Origin of the sequence: Enterococcus sp. AZ089, from assembly GCF_050547225.1 — a bacterium.
In the GTDB taxonomy this organism is placed as follows: domain Bacteria; phylum Bacillota; class Bacilli; order Lactobacillales; family Enterococcaceae; genus Enterococcus_D; species Enterococcus_D entomosocium.
This window is the reverse complement of sequence record NZ_CP172954.1, coordinates 3,236,534-3,259,979: the sequence shown is the minus strand read 5'-3', so window position 1 is coordinate 3,259,979 and position 23,446 is coordinate 3,236,534. Positions and strand designations below refer to the sequence as shown.

General features: G+C 42.8%; 24 protein-coding genes and 1 other annotated feature. Of the genes, 15 read left to right on the top strand and 9 right to left on the bottom strand.

Annotated elements, in window-relative coordinates:
• Nucleotides 1-6: 6 nt before the first annotated feature.
• The 3 genes from IGJ01_RS15050 to IGJ01_RS15040 are packed head-to-tail and all read right to left on the bottom strand — an operon-like array spanning nucleotide 7 to nucleotide 3,761.
• Nucleotides 7-1,344, bottom strand: coding sequence for a PTS galactitol transporter subunit IIC (locus tag IGJ01_RS15050; RefSeq protein ID WP_005233598.1), 1,338 nt, complete (start codon nucleotides 1,342-1,344; stop codon nucleotides 7-9).
• Nucleotides 1,345-1,359: 15 nt separating this feature from the next.
• A complete protein-coding gene (locus IGJ01_RS15045; RefSeq protein ID WP_005233600.1) occupies nucleotides 1,360-1,815 on the bottom strand; it encodes a PTS sugar transporter subunit IIA in 456 nt (151 codons plus the stop codon).
• 2 nt (nucleotides 1,816-1,817) lie between these two features.
• Nucleotides 1,818-3,761: a BglG family transcription antiterminator gene (locus IGJ01_RS15040; RefSeq protein ID WP_005233607.1), complete on the bottom strand. Its 1,944-nt coding sequence runs from the start codon at nucleotides 3,759-3,761 to the stop codon at nucleotides 1,818-1,820.
• A gap of 563 nt (nucleotides 3,762-4,324) precedes the next feature.
• Between IGJ01_RS15040 and IGJ01_RS15035 the strand changes: the two genes are divergently transcribed.
• The 6 genes from IGJ01_RS15035 to IGJ01_RS15010 all read left to right on the top strand — a co-directional run bounded on the left by IGJ01_RS15035 (nucleotide 4,325) and on the right by IGJ01_RS15010 (nucleotide 9,227).
• Nucleotides 4,325-5,509 carry an FtsW/RodA/SpoVE family cell cycle protein gene (locus IGJ01_RS15035; RefSeq protein WP_008379376.1) on the top strand — a complete coding sequence of 395 codons (1,185 nt, stop codon included), beginning with the start codon at nucleotides 4,325-4,327 and terminating at the stop codon, nucleotides 5,507-5,509.
• A 9-nt stretch (nucleotides 5,510-5,518) separates the two neighbouring features.
• The gene (locus tag IGJ01_RS15030; RefSeq protein WP_005233612.1) at nucleotides 5,519-5,896 is read left to right on the top strand and encodes an arsenate reductase family protein; all 378 of its coding nucleotides are present in this window, start codon (nucleotides 5,519-5,521) and stop codon (nucleotides 5,894-5,896) included.
• Nucleotides 5,878-6,216 carry a glycine cleavage system protein H gene (locus IGJ01_RS15025; protein ID WP_087664570.1) on the top strand — a complete coding sequence of 113 codons (339 nt, stop codon included), beginning with the start codon at nucleotides 5,878-5,880 and terminating at the stop codon, nucleotides 6,214-6,216. Before IGJ01_RS15030 ends, IGJ01_RS15025 begins: the two co-directional genes overlap by 19 nt.
• A 77-nt stretch (nucleotides 6,217-6,293) precedes the next feature.
• Nucleotides 6,294-6,543: a binding site (T-box leader), on the top strand.
• Nucleotides 6,544-6,614: 71 nt separating this feature from the next.
• Nucleotides 6,615-7,649, top strand: a complete 1,035-nt coding sequence (locus IGJ01_RS15020) for a methionine ABC transporter ATP-binding protein (protein WP_008379383.1) — start codon at nucleotides 6,615-6,617, stop codon at nucleotides 7,647-7,649.
• Complete coding sequence (locus tag IGJ01_RS15015; RefSeq protein ID WP_005233617.1) at nucleotides 7,642-8,328, top strand: methionine ABC transporter permease; 687 nt, start codon at nucleotides 7,642-7,644, stop codon at nucleotides 8,326-8,328. The genes IGJ01_RS15020 and IGJ01_RS15015 overlap by 8 nt, the downstream gene beginning before the upstream one ends.
• 44 nt (nucleotides 8,329-8,372) lie before the next feature.
• Entirely contained in the window at nucleotides 8,373-9,227 is an 855-nt protein-coding gene (locus IGJ01_RS15010; protein WP_010749087.1) for a MetQ/NlpA family ABC transporter substrate-binding protein, read from the top strand.
• A 38-nt stretch (nucleotides 9,228-9,265) separates the two neighbouring features.
• Here the strand turns inward: IGJ01_RS15010 and IGJ01_RS15005 are convergent, their stop codons facing one another.
• From IGJ01_RS15005 to IGJ01_RS14995, 3 genes are all read right to left on the bottom strand, one after another.
• Nucleotides 9,266-10,318 (bottom strand): helix-turn-helix domain-containing protein, encoded by a 1,053-nt coding sequence (locus tag IGJ01_RS15005; RefSeq protein WP_430601226.1) that lies wholly within the window; start codon nucleotides 10,316-10,318, stop codon nucleotides 9,266-9,268.
• Nucleotides 10,319-10,561: 243 nt separating this feature from the next.
• On the bottom strand, nucleotides 10,562-10,879 hold the full coding sequence (locus IGJ01_RS15000; RefSeq protein ID WP_005233624.1) for a DUF960 domain-containing protein: 318 nt from the start codon (nucleotides 10,877-10,879) through the stop codon (nucleotides 10,562-10,564).
• 318 nt (nucleotides 10,880-11,197) lie between these two features.
• Entirely contained in the window at nucleotides 11,198-11,812 is a 615-nt protein-coding gene (locus IGJ01_RS14995; RefSeq protein WP_005227923.1) for a 50S ribosomal protein L25/general stress protein Ctc, read from the bottom strand.
• A gap of 300 nt (nucleotides 11,813-12,112) precedes the next feature.
• Here IGJ01_RS14995 and IGJ01_RS14990 point away from each other — a divergent pair, with 300 nt between their 5' ends.
• The 3 genes from IGJ01_RS14990 to udk all read left to right on the top strand — a co-directional run bounded on the left by IGJ01_RS14990 (nucleotide 12,113) and on the right by udk (nucleotide 14,234).
• Nucleotides 12,113-12,829, top strand: a complete 717-nt coding sequence (locus tag IGJ01_RS14990; RefSeq protein ID WP_008379390.1) for a 16S rRNA pseudouridine(516) synthase — start codon at nucleotides 12,113-12,115, stop codon at nucleotides 12,827-12,829.
• 14 nt (nucleotides 12,830-12,843) lie between these two features.
• A complete protein-coding gene (locus IGJ01_RS14985) occupies nucleotides 12,844-13,527 on the top strand; it encodes a YjjG family noncanonical pyrimidine nucleotidase (RefSeq protein WP_016612934.1) in 684 nt (227 codons plus the stop codon).
• Nucleotides 13,528-13,610: 83 nt separating this feature from the next.
• The gene (gene udk / locus IGJ01_RS14980; protein ID WP_005227927.1) at nucleotides 13,611-14,234 is read left to right on the top strand and encodes a uridine kinase; all 624 of its coding nucleotides are present in this window, start codon (nucleotides 13,611-13,613) and stop codon (nucleotides 14,232-14,234) included.
• A gap of 352 nt (nucleotides 14,235-14,586) precedes the next feature.
• Here udk and IGJ01_RS14975 read toward each other — a convergent pair whose 3' ends face one another.
• From IGJ01_RS14975 to IGJ01_RS14965, 3 genes are read right to left on the bottom strand one after another with little or no spacing between them, the layout of a single operon-like run.
• Nucleotides 14,587-15,060, bottom strand: coding sequence for a GNAT family N-acetyltransferase (locus IGJ01_RS14975; RefSeq protein ID WP_016621919.1), 474 nt, complete (start codon nucleotides 15,058-15,060; stop codon nucleotides 14,587-14,589).
• 11 nt (nucleotides 15,061-15,071) lie between these two features.
• A complete protein-coding gene (locus IGJ01_RS14970; RefSeq protein ID WP_005233642.1) occupies nucleotides 15,072-16,388 on the bottom strand; it encodes a sensor histidine kinase in 1,317 nt (438 codons plus the stop codon).
• 3 nt (nucleotides 16,389-16,391) lie between these two features.
• The gene (locus tag IGJ01_RS14965) at nucleotides 16,392-17,066 is read right to left on the bottom strand and encodes a response regulator transcription factor (RefSeq protein ID WP_005233644.1); all 675 of its coding nucleotides are present in this window, start codon (nucleotides 17,064-17,066) and stop codon (nucleotides 16,392-16,394) included.
• A 131-nt stretch (nucleotides 17,067-17,197) separates the two neighbouring features.
• Here IGJ01_RS14965 and IGJ01_RS14960 point away from each other — a divergent pair, with 131 nt between their 5' ends.
• The 6 genes from IGJ01_RS14960 to IGJ01_RS14935 all read left to right on the top strand — a co-directional run bounded on the left by IGJ01_RS14960 (nucleotide 17,198) and on the right by IGJ01_RS14935 (nucleotide 23,407).
• Nucleotides 17,198-17,920 (top strand): polyphosphate polymerase domain-containing protein, encoded by a 723-nt coding sequence (locus IGJ01_RS14960; RefSeq protein WP_142437374.1) that lies wholly within the window; start codon nucleotides 17,198-17,200, stop codon nucleotides 17,918-17,920.
• On the top strand, nucleotides 17,910-18,587 hold the full coding sequence (locus IGJ01_RS14955; RefSeq protein WP_005233649.1) for a DUF4956 domain-containing protein: 678 nt from the start codon (nucleotides 17,910-17,912) through the stop codon (nucleotides 18,585-18,587). The genes IGJ01_RS14960 and IGJ01_RS14955 overlap by 11 nt, the downstream gene beginning before the upstream one ends.
• A 15-nt stretch (nucleotides 18,588-18,602) precedes the next feature.
• Nucleotides 18,603-20,459 (top strand): carbohydrate-binding domain-containing protein, encoded by a 1,857-nt coding sequence (locus IGJ01_RS14950; RefSeq protein ID WP_244732484.1) that lies wholly within the window; start codon nucleotides 18,603-18,605, stop codon nucleotides 20,457-20,459.
• Between the two features lie 170 nt (nucleotides 20,460-20,629).
• Nucleotides 20,630-22,111, top strand: coding sequence for an ABC transporter permease (locus IGJ01_RS14945; RefSeq protein ID WP_244732482.1), 1,482 nt, complete (start codon nucleotides 20,630-20,632; stop codon nucleotides 22,109-22,111).
• Nucleotides 22,112-22,121: 10 nt separating this feature from the next.
• The gene (locus tag IGJ01_RS14940) at nucleotides 22,122-22,787 is read left to right on the top strand and encodes an ABC transporter ATP-binding protein (protein ID WP_430601225.1); all 666 of its coding nucleotides are present in this window, start codon (nucleotides 22,122-22,124) and stop codon (nucleotides 22,785-22,787) included.
• A 167-nt stretch (nucleotides 22,788-22,954) separates the two neighbouring features.
• On the top strand, nucleotides 22,955-23,407 hold the full coding sequence (locus IGJ01_RS14935; protein ID WP_144771136.1) for a YaiI/YqxD family protein: 453 nt from the start codon (nucleotides 22,955-22,957) through the stop codon (nucleotides 23,405-23,407).
• The last annotated feature ends 39 nt before the right edge of the window (nucleotides 23,408-23,446 follow it).

Sequence of the window (23,446 nt, the reverse complement as noted above, 5' to 3'; positions counted from 1 at the left end):
CTCCTATTATTTTGATAGTTGTTTCTTGGGACGAATTTTATTTACATAAATCAATCCAAACAAAACAGAGACACCAATTATGGCTAAACCGCCCCAGCTTAATATTTTGGTTAAGCCGACATAAAGGAATGTGGTCCATAAACCACCTTCAGCCATAGCAGTGATCATAGAGTTTCCTTGTAGATCAAAGTTTGCGGATCGAGCAGCAGTAGTGACAAGCGGTGCTGCCCACGAAGTAATATAGAGAATGCTTACCATATAAATCGTTCCAGCAATTACTGTTCGAATGATGTTTCCTCCAAAAACAGCAGCCATCAAGCAAATCAGAAAGGGAATGGTTGCTAAATCACCAAAAGGTAAGGTCGTATTGCCAGGTAGAACTACGGCTAACAAAATAGTGATCGGAACTAGCAGCAATGAGGAAGAAAGGACAGCTGGATGACCAACTGATAATGCTGCATCCATACCGATGTAAAGCTCTCTTCCAGGAAACCGTTTTTTGACGAACTCATTTGCAGATTCAGAAATAGGTGTTAGTCCTTCCATCAGTAAAGCAACCATTTTAGGCATCAAAACCATCACAGCGCCTGTTTGGACGGCTAATTGGCCGACACCTGCTGTGTCATATCCGGCAAGTATTCCCATGATGAGACCAATCAAAAAGCCCATAACAGTGGAGTCGCCAAAGACACCAAATTTTTTCTGAATGGTTTCTGGATCTGCTTTCCAATCTTTTAGTCCCGGAATACGATCAAAGAGCCAATTCATCGGTAGTGCAAAGATGAATCCGGGTGCGGCGGTACCATGAGGAAAAGTGATATTAGGAAATCCGTAGAACTTATTAATGATCGGACCTAAAATATCTCCCATTAAAAGAATCATCATCAAATAGATGACGGTGGCCGCGATCCCCATTGCAAAGTCTCCAGTGAGGGCATAAATCAGAGAAGAGATGAAGGCTGCGTGCCAAATATTCCAAATATCTACATTCAATACTTTAGTCAGCCCTAAAATGATGAGTAAAACATTTAGGACCACACCAATCGGAATCGCAAGGCTTCCTAAAATCGTCCCGTAAGAAATTGCCGCTGCGGCAGGCCATCCGACATCAATCGTTGTCAAATTTAATCCTAGACGTTCAACCATATGTTGGGCGGCAGGACCCAAGCTGCTGCTTAGAAGGTCAATCACCAAATTCAATCCAACAAACCCGACACCAACAGTTAAGGCTGAAGTAAAGGCTTTGCCAGGCTTGGTTCCCAAAATTATTCCAAAAATAAAAATTAAAATAGGCAAAACAACGATTGAACCTAGATCAACGAACCACTGTAATGCATTTAACATAATTGTTCCTCCTTTTTATTGCAGTCCATTTTTTTCAATAATCGAAAGATACGCTTCTTTAGTCGTTACTGAGGATAGGGCTTCCAAAACCCCTGGTGTTTGAAACATAGAGATAAGATTTTGTAGCATACCCAATTGCTCATGTGGTTCCTTCAATGCAAGCATGAACAACAGAGATACATCGATTTTCTTTTCTTGCGAACCCATTTCAATAAATGAAAGGGGAGAGGCAAGTGACATAAAAGCGACTTGGGATCGTAAAACAAATTTGCTGTCCGTATGTGGGATCGCTACCCCAATGCCGTTAATTTTTAAACCTGTAGGAAAGGTTTCTTCTCGCTGTACGATATTTTGATAGAACTGATCATTTACACAATGAGTTTTGATGAGTTCGTCTGCTAATAGTCGAAAAGCTTCCTCTTTTGTTTTAGAATCTTTTTCAAGTAACACGATTTGGTGATCAAAAAACATGATCAATTTCCTCCTCTTAACAATCTTTGATACAGTTCTTCTTGCGTTTGACTATTAACGATCCATTGAATTTCTTCGGCTGAGTTAAACAATCCGTAAATCGAAGCGATCAACTCTTTTGCCTCGATCATGTTTTCTTCAGCAATCGCAAGCAAAACAATTAGTTGGATTTTTGTGTCTCCCCAAGTAATTGGCGCATCGAGGGTGAGAAAAGCAAGTTTTGTTTCTTTCACTGTATGTGGATCAGCATGTGGAATGGCTACTCCCGTCTTTAAGCCCGTGCTTCCTAGTTCCTCTCGTTCAAATAGAGAATGCTTAAATTTTGTTGTAACAAGCTTTTTTTTCAGATAATCATCTGCTAAAAAATCCAGTACATCTTTTTTTGCTCGAAACTTTTTTTTGACAAAAAGGAAAGTAGGATCTAAATATTTTTGTAATAAAGTCGTTTTCTGGTATTTTTTTGAGTAAAAATTTTTCTCATTCTCATTAAGATTAGATATCTTTGCTGAGATTCTTCCTATTTCTTCGGTAGTAGGAAGCGGCGAAATATAAATAACTGGCGGTGCTGTAATGTCCAATGGAATAGTTGATATGATCAGATCAACAGCCTCAAGAGATGTACTGGCCAGTTTACTCAAAGGAATGATCTCCAATACGGTATCAGCAGCGATCGTCTGTTTGATACGGTTAAAAATCAACTCCGATGTAGCAAAACCAGATTGGCAAACAATTAGTATATGGTTAGTAATTTTTATCTTTTCAAAGGCTAGCTGAAAATGGATCGTCAGAAAAGAAACTTCGTCTTCTGTTAATAAGATTTGAAATCGCTCCTCTAAATCTCCAATTGCATATTTGGTCAATGTATACATTGTTGAGTATTGTTTTTTGATACTTTTTATCAGTGGGTTTTTCAATAAAATTCCTGTCTTTGATCGATGGATCATGGGAACGATATGAGCCAGCAATGTTTGCAGTAATAATTTATCTTGTGTCAGATCTGCGTTTAACATATGTGACATTTTTTGAATAATTTGTTTCGTACAATTTGTGATAGTAGATTCGTGAGGCTCATCCATTTGACCAAAAGGTTCGATGCCGTGTGCTAATAACAAGGAACATACATATTGAATATCTGTATCACTAAATTGAACAGGTAGTTGCTGTTGGATCATTTCAGAAAAATCAACCGCGATCATATAGAATTTCATTCGTCTAAGTTCGTCAAATACTAGCTGCTCTTGTTTTTCAATGTGTTTATCTATAAGAAGTCTTGAAAGAAAAATTCGCAATGAAAGCTTCAAGGATTCAATAGAATAATTATTGACTGGATGGCCGATTGTTTGAGTCATGTCTGAGACAAATTTCTTCGTTAAATCGAGAACCTTAGAGTCAAAGAGATTGTTGACCAAAAGATTTTCACTGGCTTTGGCGTCGGTATACTTCTCTAAAAAAGATTTGAATACGTTTTGAGCAGCAGATTCAACTGAGGTTAGCTTGAGTCCGCTAGTAGTCATTTTTGTTGATACTTGATGGAATCGACAGAAAGCAACGATTTCATCAACATCTTTCTTTATTGACTGGTTGCTAATATAAAAATATTCAGAGAATTCCTGATAATGCATTGGTTTTACTGAAAACAGATAGTTAGCGAAAATAAAGATTTTACGATAATTAGGTGAAAATAGTTCGAGTTTAGTCTCTTTTTTTGCTAACAATCGATAACCATTCTGTTTTGCTGATTCAGAACCAGATAAAAAGATTCCTTTTCTTGGTACTTTTTTGATAGCTAGTCCCGAATCTTTTAGTTTCTTTTCTAAAGTCGTTAAATTGTTATAAACCGTTTTTTGGGATACATTTAACTGCTTTTGAAAAAAAGAGGCAGGGCGAAACTCCGTTTGTTCTAATAGTAGTTGCAACAGTAGTTGTTCTCGATCATTTAAAATCATTGGTTCACCTCCGGAAGCGCTTCCTTAATTGTATTCTAGTGAAATTATGTGGTGGCGTAAATAACATTTCATTACCACATTAATGTGGTAAATTAGGCTCGTCGTGCATCAATTTATATTTTGAGCAGCTTAAGAGAAGTAGTCACGGGTTGCTATTTCTTTGAAATGAAAATAGGGTGGCAATTTTTGACTGAGTTAAAGTTGCTTTGTTCGGTACTTCGGTTACATTGAGCAAAGAATAATCAAAATAAAGAAGAATAGTTGAAATGAAGTGATTTATTACTAATAAGATATAGACGTATTCAGCGAGTTTTAATAGAAAAATATGCTTCTGAACTTCCTGTCTAATAGATATACTGTAATTATACTCTGATTGATCAGATATGAATCAGAAGTTAGGTCCGCTCTCGTTGTAATTCTTATCAATTTGAATTATTTTTAACCCTCTTTTCCCGAAAATCATTAAAGTTTCTAAATTTTTTGTGAATGCTCATGGACAATCCTTTCTTTTCTCCTCAAATATCACTATAATGGATAAAGATTCTACAGAAGAGAGTGTGGACATGGAAAATTCACGAATAAAAACGAACGATAATCGAATTGACTACGGTGTGATTCTACCCGTATTTTTATTATGTCTGATTGGTGTGGCGTCCTTGTATGTGGCGTTGACGCATGATCCAAATAACCCGAATATGTGGCGAACCTTAGGGTTTCAAGCTTTATGGTATGTGTTAGGTATTATTGCGGTGATTATTATCATGCAGATCAAATCAAAATGGCTCTGGAAATTGACTCCCTATATTTATGGAGCTGGATTAGCCGTCATGTTGGCGCTGTTGAAATTTTATGACCGGACAATGGCTACCTCGACAGGGTCAAAAAACTGGTTCCGTTTTGGTCCCTTTACCCTCCAGCCTTCAGAGTTGATGAAGATTGCCTATATTATGATGTTGGCGTTAGTCGTCACGCAGCACAATGTCAAGCATCGGGAACGGGATTTGAAAACAGATGGGTTGCTGATTGCGAAAATGTTGGCCGTCACGATTCCAGTACTGATCCTGATTACCTTGCAAAACGACTTTGGTACGATGCTGGTCTTTCTGGCGATTTTCGGTGGGGTCTTCTTGATGTCGGGGATCTCTTGGCGAATCGTTGTGCCAGTGATTGCGGCATTCGTGATTCTCGGTGGCGGAACGATTTTCTTAGTGACCACCGATGTTGGTCGTGAGTTGCTGTACAATACAGGGATCTTTAAAGAGTATCAGTTCGCCCGTATCGATTCGTGGCTAGATCCTTTTCATGATACCCAAGGGCAATCCTTCCAATTGGCGTACGCTCTGATGGCGATCGCATCTGGCGGGATGTTCGGGAAAGGATTTAATGTCAGCGATGTGTATGTACCAGTCCGAGAATCCGATATGATTTTTTCAGTGATCGGTGAGAATTTTGGGTTTATTGGCAGCGCGTTTGTCATTTTATTGTATTTTATTTTGATCTACCGGATGATCCGCGTATGTTTCGATACCAACAATGAATTTTATGCTTACTTGGCAACTGGGATCATTATGATGATTCTCTTCCATGTGTTTGAAAACATTGGCGCAAACATCGGTCTCTTACCGTTGACGGGGATTCCACTGCCGTTTATTAGCCAAGGAGGATCTGCCCTATTAAGCAATATGATTGGGATCGGTTTGATTTTATCGATGCGCTATCAAGCTGAGACCGCACCAAAAACACTTTAAGGAGTTCACATGATTACATTTTATTGGTACCCAAAATGCAGTACATGCCGAAATGCGAAGCGTTGGTTAGAAGAGCACGAGATTCCCTTTGAAGCGATCGATATGGTGACCACACCGCCTCAACCGGAACAATTGCTGGCTTGGATCCAATCAAGCGAAGCACCGTTAACCCGTTTCTTTAACACAAGCGGCATGAAATACCGTGAATTGCAATTAAAAGAAAAAGTGCCGACCATGACTGCCCAAGACGCAGCCGACGTGCTGGCAACCGATGGTATGTTGATCAAGCGCCCACTGCTAGTTAGCGGCGACCGCTTTTTGATTAATGGATTTAAAGAAAATGAATATGAAGGAGTCTTACTAGAATCATGGAAAAGAAATGCTTAAGAAAAAAAGATAATTTGTGGGTTTTGTTTAACGGGAAAGAATATTGTGTCGGTTTAACAAAAGAAGCGCAAGAAGAACTTGGTACGGTCACGTTTGCTTCGATTCAAAAAGCAGGAACTGCTTTAAAACAAGGAGAGACCCTTGTTGAGCTAGAAGCGGAAAAAGCAGTCAGTGAATTTCCAAGTCCATTGACGGGCGTGATTTCTTCCGTAAATGAAAAAATCGATCAATCCATTGATACCTTAAATGATGAAGACGAAATGAATGCTTGGCTGGTCAGCTTCAAAGAGGTTGACCCAAGTCAATTTGAAGCTTTGTAAGTCAAATCTGTAAAAACGACTATTTTTTCAAAAAGAATTGACAGTCGGATAAGACGTTGCTATAATTTGCTCAATAAATGAATGCTTTGAAAAGAAGAGTACATGTTCTTAACGTACACAGAGAGCCCTGTTTGGTGCAAATGGGCGACGGAGAGAGGATGGAAGATGGTCTTTGAGCATGATAGGTGAGTGGAAACAAGCCTATCACGGGAGGCACCCGTTACAGTGCAGCAGTATGCGAAGCAATTCAAGTACTGAGCGAGGCTGTTGATGCGAATCGACAGTAAATCAAGGTGGTAACGCGGAAGTTGTGCTTTCGTCCTTTGTAACAGTATAATGTACAGAGGATGAGAGCTTTTTTTGTGTTTAACCAACCAAAGAGGAAAGATGGGAATAACATGGCATTAATCGAATTGTCGCATGTAAAAAAGTCATTCGGCAAAAAGCAAACGGCTGTCCACGCCGTCAATGATGTTTCACTGCAAGTGGAAAAAGGCGATATCTATGGAATCGTCGGCTACTCTGGTGCTGGGAAAAGTACATTAGTTCGTTTGTTGAACGGCTTAGAATTGCCGACAGCAGGAGATGTAGTCATTAACGGTCAAAATATTTTGGCATTGAAAAACAAAGAATTGAGAAACTTCCGCAAAAAAATCGGCATGATTTTTCAGCACTTTAATCTATTATGGTCTCGAACGGTGGCGGAGAACATCGAATTGCCATTGGAGTTGGCTGGCGTTGAAAAAGCAAAACGACGGCAACGGGCGCAAGAGCTGATTAAATTAGTTGGGTTGGAAGGACGGGAAACTGCCTATCCGGCACAATTGTCTGGCGGGCAAAAGCAAAGAGTCGGGATTGCTCGTGCATTAGCGAATGAACCAGAAATTTTGCTGTGTGATGAAGCAACGAGTGCGTTAGATCCACAAACAACAGAAGAAGTGTTGGATCTCTTACTTTCCATCAATAAAAAATTGCATTTGACGATTGTGCTGATTACCCATGAAATGAACGTCATTCGTAAAATCTGCAACAAGGTCGCGGTGATGGAGCATGGGCAGATCGTTGAAGAAGGATCAGTACAATCGGTTTTCCGTAACCCGCAGCAAGAAGTGACCAAACGTTTTGTTCAGCAAGATTTGGAACCAGAAGAAGATGTTGAAGAACTACGGCAAGCCTTCTTACGAGAAAATCCGCAAGGGCATTTAGTGACCTTGACATTCACACAAGACAACGCCAATGAACCAGTGATTTCACAAGCGATCCGCCGCTTTCAGATCGATGTGAATGTCGTTTACGGAAAGATCCAACAAACCAATGAAGGATCCTTCGGCGGCTTGACGGTCTTATTGACAGGTGAAGCAAGTGAGGTCGAAAAAGCGATCGCCTTTTTCAAAGAGCAGCAAGTGGGCGTGGAGGTGATTGAACGTGGATAAGTCATTTGTAGAAACCTATTTTAATTTTGAAAAAGTCGACTGGACCAACATGCAGCAAGCCACTCTGGACACTTTGTTTATGACTTTTTTCTCAATGGTTTTAGTGGTTGTGATCGGTTTGCTTCTAGGATTGGCGCTTTATTCACTAGGGCGTAAACAAACGGCGGGAGCCAACATTTTCTATAATGTGGTTTCCATCATCAGTAACGCCTTTCGCTCAACGCCATTCATGATTTTGATGGTCTTGATCATTCCGTTTACAACATTATTAGTCGGTTCGTTCCTAGGGGCAAAAGCAGCGATCCCAGCATTAGTTTTATCGGCTGCGCCGTTTTATGCTCGGATGGTGGAAATTGCTTTTCGTGAAGTCAATCCTGGTGTGATTGAAGCCGCCGAAGCGATGGGCGCCAGTTACTGGGAGATCATTTATAAGATCGTGATTCCAGAAAGTGTTCCGGCATTGATTTCAGGACTGACGGTCACAACGATCTCAATGATTGGTTATACCGCCATGGCAGGTGCGATTGGTGCCGGTGGGCTAGGCGCTTTGGCTTGGCAAGAAGGATTTCAACGTGGAAATTACACTGTTACGCTTGTTGCAACAGTGATTATTTTAATTATCGTTTTCATTATCCAAGGGGTCGGCGATTTCCTTGCGAAGGCCACCGATAAACGGTAAATGAAACGAAGAACAAAAAGTGGAAAATATGGGAGGAAATGGATATGAAAAAGATTTTTGGTATTGCAACAACCTTATTGTTAACTGCCGCTTTAGCTGCTTGTGGAACGGGCTCAAATTCAGGAAGCTCTGATTCATCTGCGGCTGAGGGAGAATCAACAAAATTAGTGATCGGTGCATCGGTTACGCCTCATGCGGAAATTTTAGAACAAGCCAAACCTTTACTAGCAGAAGAAGGCATTGATCTTGAAATCAAGACCTTCGATGATTATGTGTTGCCAAACAAAGCATTGGAAAATGGCGATATCGATGCCAATTACTTCCAACACATTCCTTACTTGAACAAACAAATCGCAGACAATGGCTATGACTTTGTTAATGCCGGTGCGATCCATATCGAGCCAATGGGTCTTTACTCAAAACGAATCTCTGATATTTCAGAACTAGAAGATGGTGCAACGGTTCTTACTTCCACTTCTGAATCTGACTGGGGTCGTATCCTAACGATTTTACAAGATGCTGACTTGATTACCTTAAAAGACGGCGTTGATACAGAAACGGCAACCTTTGATGATATTGCTGAAAATCCGAAAAACTTAGAATTTAAACATGACGTCGATCCATCTCTTTTGGCGACTGCTTATCAAAACGACGAAGCCGACCTAATTGCCATCAATGCGAACTTCGCATTCGGGATCGATTTGAACCCAGCGGATGATTCTGTTTTATTAGAAGCGGATAATTCTCCTTATGTCAACGTGATCGCTGTCCGCAGTGGTGACGAAGATAGCGACAAAATCAAGAAATTGATTGAAGTGCTTCATTCAGACGAAATCAAAGACTTTGTTGAAGAACAATGGCAAGGTTCAGTGAAAATCGTTGATGCTGACGCAAAATAATTCACTGATAGTAAAATGATTTTAAAAAGAGCGTACCGCTATTCAAGTGGGCGCTCTTTTTGTTGCGGAAAGGCAATGATGGGTTGGAAGAAAGAGACGTCTTGCCAAATGCATTCATAGAGTAAGGGCAACTCGGGATGCTTCTTTAAAAGTTTTTCGTAGTGGGGAAGCTGTGTCAAGAAAGCACGGACCAAGCGTTGTGAACGTTCAGATAAGCGAGGATTTAATGGCGGGTAGACAAATAAATTGCCCTCCAATAATGCCCCCAGCAGATGGGCTTGGAAAATTTTCGGCAAAAGAACCTCTAACGGCTGCTCGATTGGATACTGTCTCAAAACTGGGGTGATGATTTGGCATAAGAAGCCAGATTCTTCTGCAGGTACATAGAAAGGCTCCAGTGTTAGAAGCTGTTTCCATAAAAACAAATAGCTGCGTTCGCCGACTAAGTAGAAACTTGGAACAAAGTGTTTGGGAAAAACTTGTTGAGTAAACGTGATTGATGTGTTGGGATAAAAAGCAGTTTTCCGTAACTGATGGATTTGTGTCAGCTCCTGAAACGCTTGATTGGGGGAGATAAGCGCTGGGTTTGCTAAGAGGGTAAGGCGAAAAAGCACATAGCGCAGTTGTCGTTCGTTGCCAGTGATTAAAGGATAACTGCGGCGATCGATAGCTAGTTGATAAGGTGCTAAAAAGTTAGAAAAGGATGAAAAGCGCCGATGCAAACTGGATGGGCTGAGATAATAGCGTTTGTAGAGATCTGCAAAGGAAATAGTCGGCATTTTTAACAAGAGCAAGAGTAGCTGATAATTTGCACTTTTAGTGAATAATGCAGCAATCATTTCCATATGGGGGAGGGAGCAACTGGCTGATTGCTGCAAATGACGGTCTGCACGAATGTGCCCTTGTTGTACATCATAGTGGAAGAATGGGTCCTCGTTTAAATAGCTTGACAGCAGCCGACGGATCGTTTTGACAGAGATATTTTGGGCGGCAGCAGCTTTATTCAAAGGCAGGGGATTTTCGGTTAAAAGTGTTGTGGAGAGTCGCAGCATTTGCATAATATCTTTTTCAAGGATATTTTTCAACATCATGCACCTCTTTCAGCTAAATTTTGCAACTGTCCTTATTATAAGGGAACTTCATTCGTTATTTTCACTCGCAAAAAATAGTCAATAAAACGTAATAAAAAACGATGTTTTTGTCGAGTATTTATTTGAAATTGCTGCTAGACAGAATTAAATGAAAGGAGGTATGCAAAAAAAAAACACCTTCTAAAATAAAAAGGGTGGTTTTTTATATAGGTGTCGTTATAAAAAGAGAATGGCGAATGGGCGTTAACGAGTCTCGCTAGGCAATAAAATCGTTTGCCGTTGCCCATCGTCATATACATAGACTTTTTGGGGATACAGGTCGGAATACCGGTACGGTAGATCAACACCAAGTTCGATTTGACTTTGGGCTTGAGAAAAAAGCAGGGTGACACGACCATGATTGTTTTGGACTTCAAAAGTGAGCAGATTTGTCAACGGAATAAACCCTTTTAAATCAAGATCAATGATTAACCAGATACTATCGATCAGTTCGCTAGGTAGTGTTTGAACAATACCGCCAGAAGCGTAACGACTGCGGTGATCATCAAATGTTTCAAACATAATAAACCCCTCCTTCAAGTAGGCTTGCCATTAACATCAAATTTGTCTATTTATCATAATGAAGAACCGTCAAAAATGCAACTACTTCTGCTTTTCTTTTTGGTCAGCGACGCATTTTAACTATTTTCTTAAAAATTTGTTGGGTTGGCTGGACCAAGCTTTCCCAAAGACGTCTTTCAATGGGAAATAGTCAGTTGCAGCATACCAGCTCTTCGTAAGAATGAAAAGGACTCTTGAAGGGAAATCCCTTCAAGAGTCCTACATTTCTTAGAAGTGTCTGTTGATTGAAGACGTGGTCTTAAGAACGGTGTTCTATGATTACTCTTCGTCTTCACCGATAACTGCTGGTTCAGCAGCTTCGCCGGCTTCTTCATCTTCAGAGATTTCTTGTGGTTCAGTAACCGCAACGATTTGTTCTTCTGGATCGGTCACGATCGTGTACTCGTCGTTCTTAGGCAGATCAGCCACTGTTAATGAATCGCCGATCTCTAATGACGTCACATCGATCTCAACACGTTCAGGCAATTTGTCTGGTGTTGCTGATACAACGACTGTATACAAGTTTTGTGCTAAAACACCACCAGCTTTGACACCAGCAGATTCACCAATTAAGGTTACTTCTGCTTCTACTTCTGTTTCTTCATTCATATCGACAGATAGGAATTCAACGTGGGTTAAATTGCGTGTGAAGGTATCTGATTGATACTCTTTGATCAGTGTATTGACTTTTTTGCCTTCTAAACTGATCGTGATTACGGTATTCAATCCATTTTCACGCAAGATTTTTTCTAATTCTGCTGCATTGACAGCAATCGGTGTGCTTTCTACTTTGTACCCATTGACAATTGCAGGTACTTTTCCTTCGTGACGCAACTTGTTCCGTAAAGAACGTGGGCGAACTTCTCTTTTCGTAACTTCTAATGATACTGACATAACTCAATTCCTCCTAAAATTTTCTCGTTAGTAACGAGATTTTTTAAGCAAATTTTGTTAACTCTGCACATTAAGTGGTACGTGAGTGAAAACACGCAAAAGGGCAGTTGTGTACACAACTGCCCCAGAAAGTTTTGGTTCAACTTTTCTCCACCAGGTCATAACGCTGTGTATGAGAAACTATATTTACTTTACTCTTTAACCTTACGCAAAAAGACAAAGAAAGTCAAATCATTTGAAATCCTGGCAGTTTCCTTTCGCTAAATCCTAAGCTATAATAGCCACTATGGAGAAAAATTTATGCGTTTAGATAAAGTGATCGAGCAACAATTGAATACATCCCGGAAAGAGATGAAACGGTTGTTTCAGCAAGGAAAAGTCTTTGTGGATCATAGGATTGAGCGAAGGCCCGAGCGCAACGTCGATAGCAGCTTGCATCAAATCATGGTTGCGGGGCGGCAGTTGGAAACACAGGAACGCTATTATATCGTCAACAAGCCCAAGGGTGTCGTTACAGCCAATCTGGATCAACAGCACCAGACAGTGATCGCTTTGATTGCACCCGAAGATCAACATCCTGATCTTTATGCCGTCGGTCGATTGGATCGGGACACGGAAGGGTTGGTATTAGTTACGACGAATGGTCAGTTAGGCTATGACTTGCTGCATCCCACCAAAAAGGTGACCAAGCGATATGAAGTGGTGGTCAATGACTTGGTGACTCCTGAGGATGTGGCGGCATTTGCTGCAGGGATCACCTTTCATGGTGGTGTCACTTGCAAACCAGCTGCCCTAACGATCATCGATGCCCGAGCGGATCATTCCTTTGTTTCGTTAGAAATTGCTGAAGGCAAGTTCCATCAAGTGAAAAAGATGTTTTTAGCCCGAGGGAAAAAAGTCATTCAGCTGAAACGAACAGCGATGGGTTCGCTGGTTCTACCAGATGATTTAGCAGTGGGCAGTTATCGCTCGCTGACGCAAGAAGAATTAAAAGGACTGGCGGCGCATTTCCGCTGAGAAAGAGGGAGAAAATGAAGTATAAAACATTATTATTTGATGTCGATGACACGATCCTCGACTTTCAAGATACCGAAGATCAAGCCTTAAAAGCACTGTTTGAAGCTCATGGCTTGGAAATGACTCCAGAGCGCAAACAAAGCTATCAAACGATCAATCATGATTTGTGGCAGCAGTTTGAGCAAGGGAAAATCACGAGAGACCAAGTCATCAATGAGCGTTTCGGCTTGTTTTTTGAAACGCAAGGCATTCAGGTCGATAGTCCAGCAGTTGAATTGGCGTACCGAGAATTTCTAAATGAAGGACATAAACTGTTAGACAACAGTGATGAGATCTTAGCGGAGTTGGCGCAGCATTTTGACCTATACGTGGTTACGAACGGGGTTTCTGAAACCCAGTACCGTCGCTTGGAAGATGCCAAATTGAAGCCCTATTTCCGTGATATTTTTGTTTCAGAAGACACGGGTTATCAAAAACCAATGAAAGAATATTTTGACTACGTGTTTGCCCGCATACCAAACGTTAAAAAACAAGAAACAGTCATTATTGGCGATTCACTGACTTCAGATATCTTAGGCGGACAATTGGCAGGGATCGACACGATTTGGTTTAATCCAAAGAAAAAAAACAGTGGTGAGATTCAGCCTACCTTTGAGATCGAACGCTTGCAGCAATTACTTCCTTTATTGCAGCACTGATTCTACAGAAACAGTAGTAATTTGCCGAATTTTCGCTATAATAGAACCAGTGTGAATTTTTTAAGATGAAAGAGGTTAATTGAATGACGAATGGCAAGCCCATTATTATTGGTGTGACAGGTGGATCAGGTAGTGGAAAAACAAGCGTGAGTCGGGCGATCTTTAATCATTTCCCCAACCATTCTATTATGATGCTTGAACAAGACTCCTACTATAAAGACCAAAGTGATCTGAGCTTTGAAGAACGGTTGAACACCAACTATGACCATCCTTTTGCATTTGATACTGATTTGTTGATCGATCACTTGCAGCAGCTGCTTGCATATCAAACGATCGAAAAACCTGTCTATGATTATGTCGCTCATACCCGCAGCGAAGCAACGATCATTCAAGAACCCAAAGAAGTCATTATCTTGGAAGGGATCTTGATTTTAGAAGATGAGCGATTACGTAATTTAATGGATATTAAACTTTATGTTGATACAGACGATGATATTCGGATTATTCGCCGAATCAAACGTGATATGGAAGAACGTGGCCGGACGTTGGATTCTGTGATCGAACAATACTTGACGGTCGTAAAACCGATGTATCATCAATTTATCGAACCGACAAAACGGTATGCTGATGTCATCGTACCAGAAGGCGGCGAAAACCACGTAGCCATTGATTTGATTACGACCAAAGTGGCAACCTTCTTATCCTAAGGTTTCTTGAATCCATCGATTTGAACGTTTCTTTTGAGAAGAAACAACTGGTTCATGTAAAACTGCTGATAAGTGCTCTTTCTTGAAAGATGTTTATCCGCAGTTTTTGATTTTATAAAAAAAAACAGTAGTATTCCGACTAATTTTATGGTAAAGTAATCCTCATGCGACGAGTCGAGAAGGTCTAGCATTAGCTGACCAGATTGATAGCAGAGGCACACCGCGTAAGCAACCTACCGGATTTGTAGGGTGTCGGAATATTCCTTTTGTGGAGATAGGGTATTCTACTAGCAATAGTACTGTGAGTGAAAAAAGCTGTGAACAATTTTGTTCACAGCTTTTTTTTGTTTATTTACGTGAGAGAACAGCGATAGATGGTGGAAGGCTCTCCCCAAGGGTGGTAGCCAGTGCCGATCGGTTCGAAAGCAAACTGCTCATAAAAAGTAGAAAGATCCGTACATAGATACAGAGAATCAAAACCAGCTCCAGCAGCGCGCTGTTTAGCTGTTTCGATCAAAAGGCGGGCACCGCCTTGGCCACGCCACAAAGGGTCCACATACAAGGCGCAAAGCCAAGGCGTCAAATCCATCCGACTGATGAAGTCGTTGGGGATCAAGCCGCCGCAGCCGATGATTTGATAAGGTCCGTCGGATGCCATCTCATCGTTGACCAGCAGTAGCCATTGCGGCAAAATGCTTGTTGAAAAACTATGGGTCAGGCTGTCTTCATAAACCATGAGGGAATCGGGGCCAGCCCACTGTTTTTGGAAGTAACGGATCGCTTCTGCTAAGTATTCAGGGTGTTCTTTAAGGGTGATGACCTGCATTTTTTTCTCCTTTATCCTTCTTTAGGTAAGCGAATCTGAAAAATAACCCCTCGTGGCTGCAGATCTTTGACCAGAATTTGTCCTTTGTGCTCTTCGACGATTTGCTTGGCGATCGCTAAGCCTAAACCATAGCCGCCGGTCTCCTTGGAGCGAGAACGATCCTCGCGGTAGAAGCGGTCAAAGATGCGAGCTTTCTCTTCATCGGAAATAGTTGGTCCCGTGTTTTTGACCTCGATCAGCCATTGCTTGTTAGAAATCTCCGATAAGAGCGTAATTTTATCACCACTGCTGGTATATTTTAAGGCATTATCTAGGAGAATCACGAGGACTTGATGAATTTTCTTTTGATCAAAGCAAGCGGTCGTTTTGGCAAAATTTTCGACAATAAAATGTTTTTGATCCAGTTCGGCAATTTCTTTGAAAGGTTTGACTAAGTCATCGATAAAAGGAACTAATTCGACGGTTTCTTTCGTTAACAGCAGTTGATTGGAATCACTGCGGGCAATCGTTAGTAGATCTGCCGTTAATCCAGTTAGCCGTCGGGTTTCCGCTAACGCTTGTGCAATGCTTTCAGATTCTTCAATGATCGTATGATTGGGCTTGGTAAACAGGCGCTCCAGACTATTTTGAATGATCGTCAATGGTGTGCGCAGCTCGTGAGAAGCATTTTCGACAAATTCTTGTTGTTTCTTCCACGAGGCTAAAATTGGGCGCATGTTCAAGCTGGAAAGCAAGTAGCTGATCCCGATCGAGAGAATCCAGAAAAAAATCATCGATAAAATCAAGATGGTTTGGAAATTGTTCATGGCATTTTTGATTTGATTGGTGTTCGCTAAGACTTGGATATAGCCGACCCCGGCGTCATTGGTTGGGGCTTTGGTGGTGATTGAGCGAAACAAAAGTGTCTCTTCTTCCTCTGACAAGGACTGATCCACCACTGAAAAAGACGTGATACTGTCTAAATGGCTCGTATCTAAAGATAGACTTGCCAATTGTGAAAAACGGCCGCCTAAAGTCTGTTTGTTTAAAATCTCGCCGTCCTCAGACCAGAGGATCAACTGGGTGTTGAAGCGATTGGTACCAGGGATCTTCGGCATTGCACTATCTGGTGGCAATACCTCTAGATTGGATTGTGAAGCGCTGATCTCAGCTTGGATCAAGCGGGTATCTTTGACTGCTTGTTCCAAAGAAATATCGGTTTGACGATAAGCCGATTGGTTGAATAATTGGAGCACGATCGTTCCTAAAAGTAAGAAGACCAAAGCAAAGGCACTGACATTTAGGAGAAAGGAGTGCAGCCGTTGTCTCTTAGAGCGTTCTTTATTCATAGACTAGGCTCCTTGCATAATATAGCCGACATTTCGCAACGTACGGATCTCTTTGTCGATTCCTGTCTGGCGCAAGTGTTTTCGCAGATTGCTCATGTAGACTTCTACGACAGTCAGGGTCGTTTCTGAATCGAACCCCCAGATGCGATCAAAAATCTGTTCCTTGGTCAAAATAATGTTTCTATTTTGTAGAAAATAGAGCAGTAGCTCAAATTCTTTCCCTTGAATCGGTAAAAGCTCCCCTTGATAGCTGACCTCGTTGGTGCCAAGGTTACAGAGCAACCCATTATATTCCAGTGTATTTTCATTGAACAAACCTAAGGAGCGTTTTAGCAACGCTTTGATCCGCATCAATAATTCTTCCCGATAAAAAGGCTTGGTCAAATAATCATCAGCCCCTTTTTGAAAGCCGGTTACTTTGTCTTCTAAGCCGTCTTTGGCTGTTAAAATCAGGACGGGTGTTTGGAGTCCTTTTTTTCGTAATGCTGAAAGCACCTCATAGCCGTTCATCTCAGGCATCATCAAGTCAAGAATAATCAAGTCATAGATCCCCGTTTCCGCCTCGTACAAGCCTTCACTGCCATCATATGCTTGCGTGACTTCACCGATTTCGCTGACGATCTCTTTCATATTTTCAGATAATGTTTTGTCATCTTCGATTACTAATAATTTAATCATGTTCCCACCTCTTTAAGGATAAGAATAGCACGAATAGCATAAAAAATGCTTAAAAAAACTGTTTTGTCTTAAGCTGCATTTAAGATAGCTGCCGTAAATTCAGTGCATGGATTTCAAGGGAGGAACATTTTATGAAATTAAAAAAAGTCTTTCAAAGAAAAGAGACGAAATATCTATTGACTAAGGAGCAATTTCCAGCATTTCTTGGCGAGTTGCAGCAAAAAATGGCGATCGATGAATATGGGCAACACACGATTATGTCCTTGTATTATGATACCCAGGATTACCGCTTTATTCGTCATTCGATGGACAAACCGAAATACAAAGAAAAATTTCGGGTCCGCAGCTATGGGGTACCGACAGAGCAACAGTTGATTTTTTTAGAGATCAAGAAGAAAGTCAGTGGCGTGGTCTACAAACGCCGCGTTCCGATGCCCTATGCTGACTATTGCCGCTGGTTGCAAACGGGGGTCTTGCCGGCAATGGAGGAAGCCCCGCAAATCGCCGCGGAGATCCACTGGTTATTTAAGAAAAACCCGGACCTGCTACCGAAAGTCTTGATTGCCTATGATCGCCTGTCGCTGTTTGTTGATGATGATAGTGAATTTCGCGTGACGTTCGATCAAAACATTCGCTTTCGCACCTGCGATCTCATGTTAGGTTCCGGTAGTGACGGTGCACTAGTAGCACCGGAAGTCGGAGTGTTGATGGAAGTCAAAGCCCTCGGCTCTTATCCAATATGGTTTGTGGAACTGCTGAACAAATACAGTGTGCGCAAAGGCAGCTTTTCAAAATATGCCCAAACCTATCAACGGCATTTATTCAAGAAGGAGGAACGGTTACATGTTATCTAGTCTATTTTCTGGCGATACGAGCACCCTTGAATGGAGTAGCTTATTGATCTGTATCGCCGCCTCATTGCTTTTAGGATTATTAGTGGCAGCGATCCATATGATCCGCAATGTCTATACGAAAAACTTCGTCATTACCTTGGCAGTCTTACCGATTCTCGTTCAATCGGTGATCATGCTAGTCAACGGCAATCTTGGCACAGGGGTGGCGATCTTAGGTGCCTTCAGTTTGATTCGTTTCCGCTCGGTTCCCGGGGGTTCTAGAGAGATTACCAGCGTCTTTTGGTCGATGGGGATCGGTCTGGCAACTGGGATGGGGTATGTCGGCTATGTTGTCATTTTTTCCATTATCGTGGCGCTTTTCTTGACCCTTTTATATACGATGCCCTTTGGCGATCGACAAGCCACGAGTGAACGGGAACTGAAGGTCACGATTCCGGAAGATTTGGATTATCCACAATTATTCGATGATCTCTTTGAAAAATATACGCATTCTGCCAAACTGACATCGGTTCGAACGACGACGATGGGAAGCTTGTATGAATTGCGCTATCAGTTGCTGTTAAAAGACCAAGCGCAAGAAAAGCAAATCATTGATGAAGTTCGGGTTCGTAATGGCAATTTACCTGTTGTTTTAGGCAAGCTCACCGCTAACCGCGATGAGCTGTAGAAGGAGGAACCTTTTATGAAAAAACTCATTTATCCACTCTTGCTCTCATCGCTGCTCTTAGGCGCTTGCGGGCAAACCGATAGTACTAGCACGAGCAGCAGTTCCAGTTCCGCAGCAGCAGTTTCCGGTTCTGCCGCAGTGACCAACGTTTCAACGACCCTTGATGATTCTGTGGACTATTACGGTAGTTACGAAAAAGAAGATGTTGATGCTTCCTACGATGAGGCAACTGCTACGCAACTTGAATTGAATGGCAGCGACACGACGGCTGTTGATGGCGTTTCAGTGGAAGACCAAACCGTGACGATCACCCAAGCCGGCACCTATGTCGTCAGCGGGTCGTTAAGTAATGGCCAACTGGTTGTCAACGTCAACAAAGAAGAAAAAGTCCATCTGATCTTTGCCGGTGTCACGATCACCAATGAAGACGGGGCGGCCGTCGTCATCGAACAAGCAGAAAAAGTCATCACGACCTTAGCCAGTGATACGACGAATACTCTGACGGATGGCAGCAGCTACACCTTGGCTGAAGGCGAGACAGAACCAGATGCTGCCTTTTATAGTAAAGAAGATTTGTCCATCAACGGCGATGGGACGTTGGTGATCACAGGAAATTACAGCAACGGATTGCGCAGCAAAGATGATTTGGTTTTAGCAGGGGGGACGATTGAAATCACAGCGAAAAACAATGCCATCAAAGGAAAAGATTCCGTGTCGATCTTGGCGGGGAACTACACACTGAACACCACTGAGGGAGATGGCATCCAAGCGAATAATACGGAAGATGCGGAAAAAGGCTACGTTGCGATTGATGGTGGTACCTTTACGATCCAAAGTGGTCGTGACGGGATCCAAGCAGAAACAAATTTAAGCATCCAATCAGCTGATATTACGATCAAAACGGCTGACGGAGCCCAAAGTCAGTCGCTAGTGACGGATGAAAGTTACAAAGGATTGAAAGCTGGCGGTGCGATGACCATCAGCAGCGGCACCTTTGCGATCGATAGTGCGGATGATAGCCTGCATGCCAATGATACGATCAACATTGCAGGTGGCACGATCACTGCCAGCAGTGGCGATGATGGGATCCACGCCGACAATGAATTGACGATCTCCGACGGAACGATTTCTATCGAAGAATCCTATGAAGGATTAGAAGCAAGTGTAATCACGATTGCTGGTGGCACGACACACGTCGTGGCTAGCGACGACGGGATCAATGCCGGTGGCGGCAGTGATACGGATGAAACAACGGGACAATTTGGTCAAGACAGTTTTGGTGGCGGCCCTGGCGGCGGCGATACCGCGGATGACAGTAAACAGATCACGATCACTGGTGGAACGTTGGTCATTGATGCCGAAGGGGATGGCCTGGATAGTAATGGCAATGTCACCATGAGTGATGGCGTCGTCATCGTAAATGGTCCAACGACCGGTGGCAATGGTGCTTTGGACTATAACGGAACATTTGAACTCACCGGCGGCGTCTTGTTAGCGGCAGGCACGACCGATATGGCCATGAACGTTAGCGGTGGTAGTCAACAGTCGATCGGAATCAGTTTCGATCAAACCCAATCAGCCGAGACCCTAGTGACCTTAAAGGACAGTCAAGGTCAGACGATCTTGTCCTATGCCCCAAGCAAAAGCTACCAACACGTGGTTCTTTCCAGCCCAGATTTGACCGATAGCAGCTATACGTTGGTCAGTGGTGGGACGAATGATGCACAAGCAGTCTCCGGTTATTATGCTGGCGGAACCCTCAGTGATGGGACAGAGTTAGGAACATTGTCCGTCACGGATACTATCGCTAACTTGACCCAATCAGGTGCAACAGCGACAACCAATCAGATGGGCGATGGTTTTGGTCGTTAGTTGAAGTTTCACCGATCATCACCAAATGGTTATCAATAAATCGAACAGATCGCAGGCAGTCGTTGCGGTCTGTTTCTATGATTCAAAAAATCAGGAGACGGTTTAAGGTCAATTTAAGCTAGGATCCTTATAGTCGAAAGACAATAAATAGCTATTCAGGAGGAACAAAGATGAATTTTTTGAAACGAGGTCTCCAAAGTTTATGGGCGAAAAAAGGCCGGAGCCTGTTGCTGATCGCCGTATTTTCTGCAATCTTGATTTTTGTATTGGCGGGTCTGACGATTCGCAGTGCGGCACTAGTAGCGACTGAAAATGCCCAGAAAAGTGTTGGCGCAACTGTGACGTTGCAAGCAAACCGCGAGCAGGCTTTTCAGCAAAGGAGCTCTTCTTCTGACAGCGATGACCAAAGCACCCGACCAGATCCAGGGAGTTTTCAATCGACACCAGTAGCGATTACTGATGCCCAAGCGATCGCCGATTTAGACGGGGTTGCCTCATATAGTTTTGAAGTCAGCACCTCTGCTGATGCCGTCAGCGGGATCGAACCGATCTCCAGCAGTGACTCATCGACAGAGTCAGAAGCAACCGATAGCAGCGAGACGGGGCAAATGGACGGTATGCCAGGAGGAATGCCTGGTGGGAATATGAGTACGGGTGATTTCCAAATCACTGGTGTATCAACTAGTGCGGCGTATACGACTTTTTCGGAAGGAACAGCGACGATCACGGATGGAGAAGGCATTACTTCTGAGGATGAAGGCACGAACCAAGTACTGATCGAATCCTCGTTGGCTGAAGCAAATGATTTGGCAGTCGGAGATACGTTTTCGATCACTGATGCAGAGGACAATGAAGTCGAAGTGACGATCAAGGGAATCTATGAAACGAGTGAAGTAGGCAACAGCATGAGCCAAATGTTCAACTTTCTCAATCCAGCCAACACGATCTTTGCTTCTTATACCCTTGCCAATACGTTGAGCGGCAATGAGGACACCATTGACTCGGCAACCTATACCTTGAGTGATCCGTCTGAGATGACAGCATTCGTGGAAGAAGCGGAAGGGTTGATCGATACAGAAACCTACAGCATTCAAACCAACGATCAAATGTATCAGTCGATGCTGACACCATTGAATAATGTCGCTAGCTTTGCAAAAAATATTATTGTGTTAGTTGCTGCTGCCGGTATCATTATTTTGACGTTGATCGTGATGATGTCGATTCGGGAACGTCGCTATGAGATTGGCGTATTGCTCTCTTTAGGCGAGTCACGGGCCAAAGTGATCCTACAATTTTTCACAGAGATTTTTGTCTGTATGGTGTTTGCTTTAGGGATTGCGGCCGCTAGCGGCAATCTTGTCGGGAATGCCGTCGGAGAGCAATTATTGGCACAACAAACAGAAACGACTGACCAAGCAGCCACTGAAAACGCTGGTCCTGGAGGCGCGGAGATGCCGCAAATGGGCGGAAATCGTGGGGGCTCTTTCCCATCCTTCACCCAATCAGCAGAAGTGGAGTCCTTAGAAATCACCGTTTCCCCTCAACAAATTGGTCTATTGGCATTACTCGGTCTAGGGATCAGTTTTGGCTCGATCTTACTCTCTTCCGCGGGCATTTTGCGGTTGAATCCGAAAAAAATCTTGGTTTCTTAGGAGGAACGACATGACATTACGAACAGAACAATTAGGATATTGGTATCAAAGCGAAGCAGAAGCGCTGTTTCGTGACGTTGATTTGACCTTTGAACCTGGCAGGATGTATGCGATCTTAGGTTCCAGCGGATCGGGGAAAACAACCTTCCTGTCGCTGATCACGGGCCTAGATACCCCGAAAGAAGGAAAGATCCTTTACAACGAAGAAACGTTAGCGAAAATCGGGCTGCGAGAATACCGCCGCAAAGATGTTTCCATCGTGTTCCAAGCGTATAATCTATTGCCTTATATGTCGGCACTGGACAATGTGATCACAGCCATGGCGATCGCGAAGTCGCAGCAAGCCGATAAAAAGGCCTATGCTTTAGCCAACTTAGCCAAAGTTGGCATCACGGAAGAGCTGGCACTGAAAAAAGTGACCCAATTATCGGGTGGGCAACAGCAGCGGGTCGCTATCGTTCGCGCGTTGTGCTGTGAACATGAGCTGATCGTAGCCGATGAACCGACTGGAAATTTGGATGAAACGACATCTAAAGAAATCGTCAAACTGTTTCAAGAAATTGCCCATGAGCAAAAAAAATGTATCATCTTAGTGACCCATGAACAAGAAGTAGCAAAGGCTTGCGATGTCGTTTATGAGTTGAAGGAACGAGCATTTTCTAAAATTGAAAGGTGAGCTTTGCGTATGGTAACTGCTAGTTAGTGAGACAAAGATCGTCATTCTTATTCCCTCATTGAGCAAGACTGAAATGAAAATACCGCAAAGTCTGCTTGCATCTTCTAGGTGCTCCTCTTACAATAGAAGTAATTGTAAAAGAAGGAACTTTTGAGAGGAGCAAGCAGATGCGGCTTTTTATTGACGGCGACGGTTCGCCGGTGAAAAATGAAGTGATCGAGCTGGCTCAGCAGTATCAGCTGCCGGTAGTAATCGTGACCAGTGTCGATCATTATACGACCAAAGACTATCCCGCCCACGTTCACTTTGTCTATGTCGACAAAGGCTCGGATCGCGCGGATTATGAAATCGTGAAGGAAATAGAACCCGGCGATTTTCTCGTCACCCAAGATTATGGCTTAGCTTCGTTAGTCTTGCCCAAAAAAGCACGAGTTTTTCACCATAACGGTATAGAGTATTTGCCAGAAACGATCGATTTTTTATTAGGTCAACGCTACTTAGGTGCGCAGATGCGTAAAGCAGGCAAGCGCACAAAAGGACCGAAGCCCTTTACGAAAGAGGATCGGGAAGCCTTCAAACGAATCTTTGAAAACGAATTGCGACAGACCCTTGCAAAATAAGCACCCTCAAGACCCAGCTTCTGCATGAAACACGGGAAT

Coding starts and splice junctions, on each gene's coding strand:
- IGJ01_RS14960 (WP_142437374.1), top strand. CDS start 17,198: ATGAAATTAAAAAAAGTCTTTCAAAGAAAAGAGACGAAATATCTATTG.
- IGJ01_RS14935 (WP_144771136.1), top strand. CDS start 22,955: ATGCGGCTTTTTATTGACGGCGACGGTTCGCCGGTGAAAAATGAAGTG.
- IGJ01_RS14990 (WP_008379390.1), top strand. CDS start 12,113: ATGCGTTTAGATAAAGTGATCGAGCAACAATTGAATACATCCCGGAAA.
- udk (WP_005227927.1), top strand. CDS start 13,611: ATGACGAATGGCAAGCCCATTATTATTGGTGTGACAGGTGGATCAGGT.
- IGJ01_RS14985 (WP_016612934.1), top strand. CDS start 12,844: ATGAAGTATAAAACATTATTATTTGATGTCGATGACACGATCCTCGAC.
- IGJ01_RS14950 (WP_244732484.1), top strand. CDS start 18,603: ATGAAAAAACTCATTTATCCACTCTTGCTCTCATCGCTGCTCTTAGGC.
- IGJ01_RS15000 (WP_005233624.1), bottom strand. CDS start 10,879: ATGTTTGAAACATTTGATGATCACCGCAGTCGTTACGCTTCTGGCGGT.
- IGJ01_RS14965 (WP_005233644.1), bottom strand. CDS start 17,066: ATGATTAAATTATTAGTAATCGAAGATGACAAAACATTATCTGAAAAT.
- IGJ01_RS15025 (WP_087664570.1), top strand. CDS start 5,878: ATGGAAAAGAAATGCTTAAGAAAAAAAGATAATTTGTGGGTTTTGTTT.
- IGJ01_RS15005 (WP_430601226.1), bottom strand. CDS start 10,318: ATGATGTTGAAAAATATCCTTGAAAAAGATATTATGCAAATGCTGCGA.
- IGJ01_RS15045 (WP_005233600.1), bottom strand. CDS start 1,815: ATGTTTTTTGATCACCAAATCGTGTTACTTGAAAAAGATTCTAAAACA.
- IGJ01_RS14955 (WP_005233649.1), top strand. CDS start 17,910: ATGTTATCTAGTCTATTTTCTGGCGATACGAGCACCCTTGAATGGAGT.
- IGJ01_RS14995 (WP_005227923.1), bottom strand. CDS start 11,812: ATGTCAGTATCATTAGAAGTTACGAAAAGAGAAGTTCGCCCACGTTCT.
- IGJ01_RS14945 (WP_244732482.1), top strand. CDS start 20,630: ATGAATTTTTTGAAACGAGGTCTCCAAAGTTTATGGGCGAAAAAAGGC.
- IGJ01_RS15050 (WP_005233598.1), bottom strand. CDS start 1,344: ATGTTAAATGCATTACAGTGGTTCGTTGATCTAGGTTCAATCGTTGTT.
- IGJ01_RS14975 (WP_016621919.1), bottom strand. CDS start 15,060: ATGCAGGTCATCACCCTTAAAGAACACCCTGAATACTTAGCAGAAGCG.
- IGJ01_RS15035 (WP_008379376.1), top strand. CDS start 4,325: ATGGAAAATTCACGAATAAAAACGAACGATAATCGAATTGACTACGGT.
- IGJ01_RS15020 (WP_008379383.1), top strand. CDS start 6,615: ATGGCATTAATCGAATTGTCGCATGTAAAAAAGTCATTCGGCAAAAAG.
- IGJ01_RS15040 (WP_005233607.1), bottom strand. CDS start 3,761: ATGATTTTAAATGATCGAGAACAACTACTGTTGCAACTACTATTAGAA.
- IGJ01_RS14970 (WP_005233642.1), bottom strand. CDS start 16,388: ATGAATAAAGAACGCTCTAAGAGACAACGGCTGCACTCCTTTCTCCTA.
- IGJ01_RS14940 (WP_430601225.1), top strand. CDS start 22,122: ATGACATTACGAACAGAACAATTAGGATATTGGTATCAAAGCGAAGCA.
- IGJ01_RS15010 (WP_010749087.1), top strand. CDS start 8,373: ATGAAAAAGATTTTTGGTATTGCAACAACCTTATTGTTAACTGCCGCT.
- IGJ01_RS15030 (WP_005233612.1), top strand. CDS start 5,519: ATGATTACATTTTATTGGTACCCAAAATGCAGTACATGCCGAAATGCG.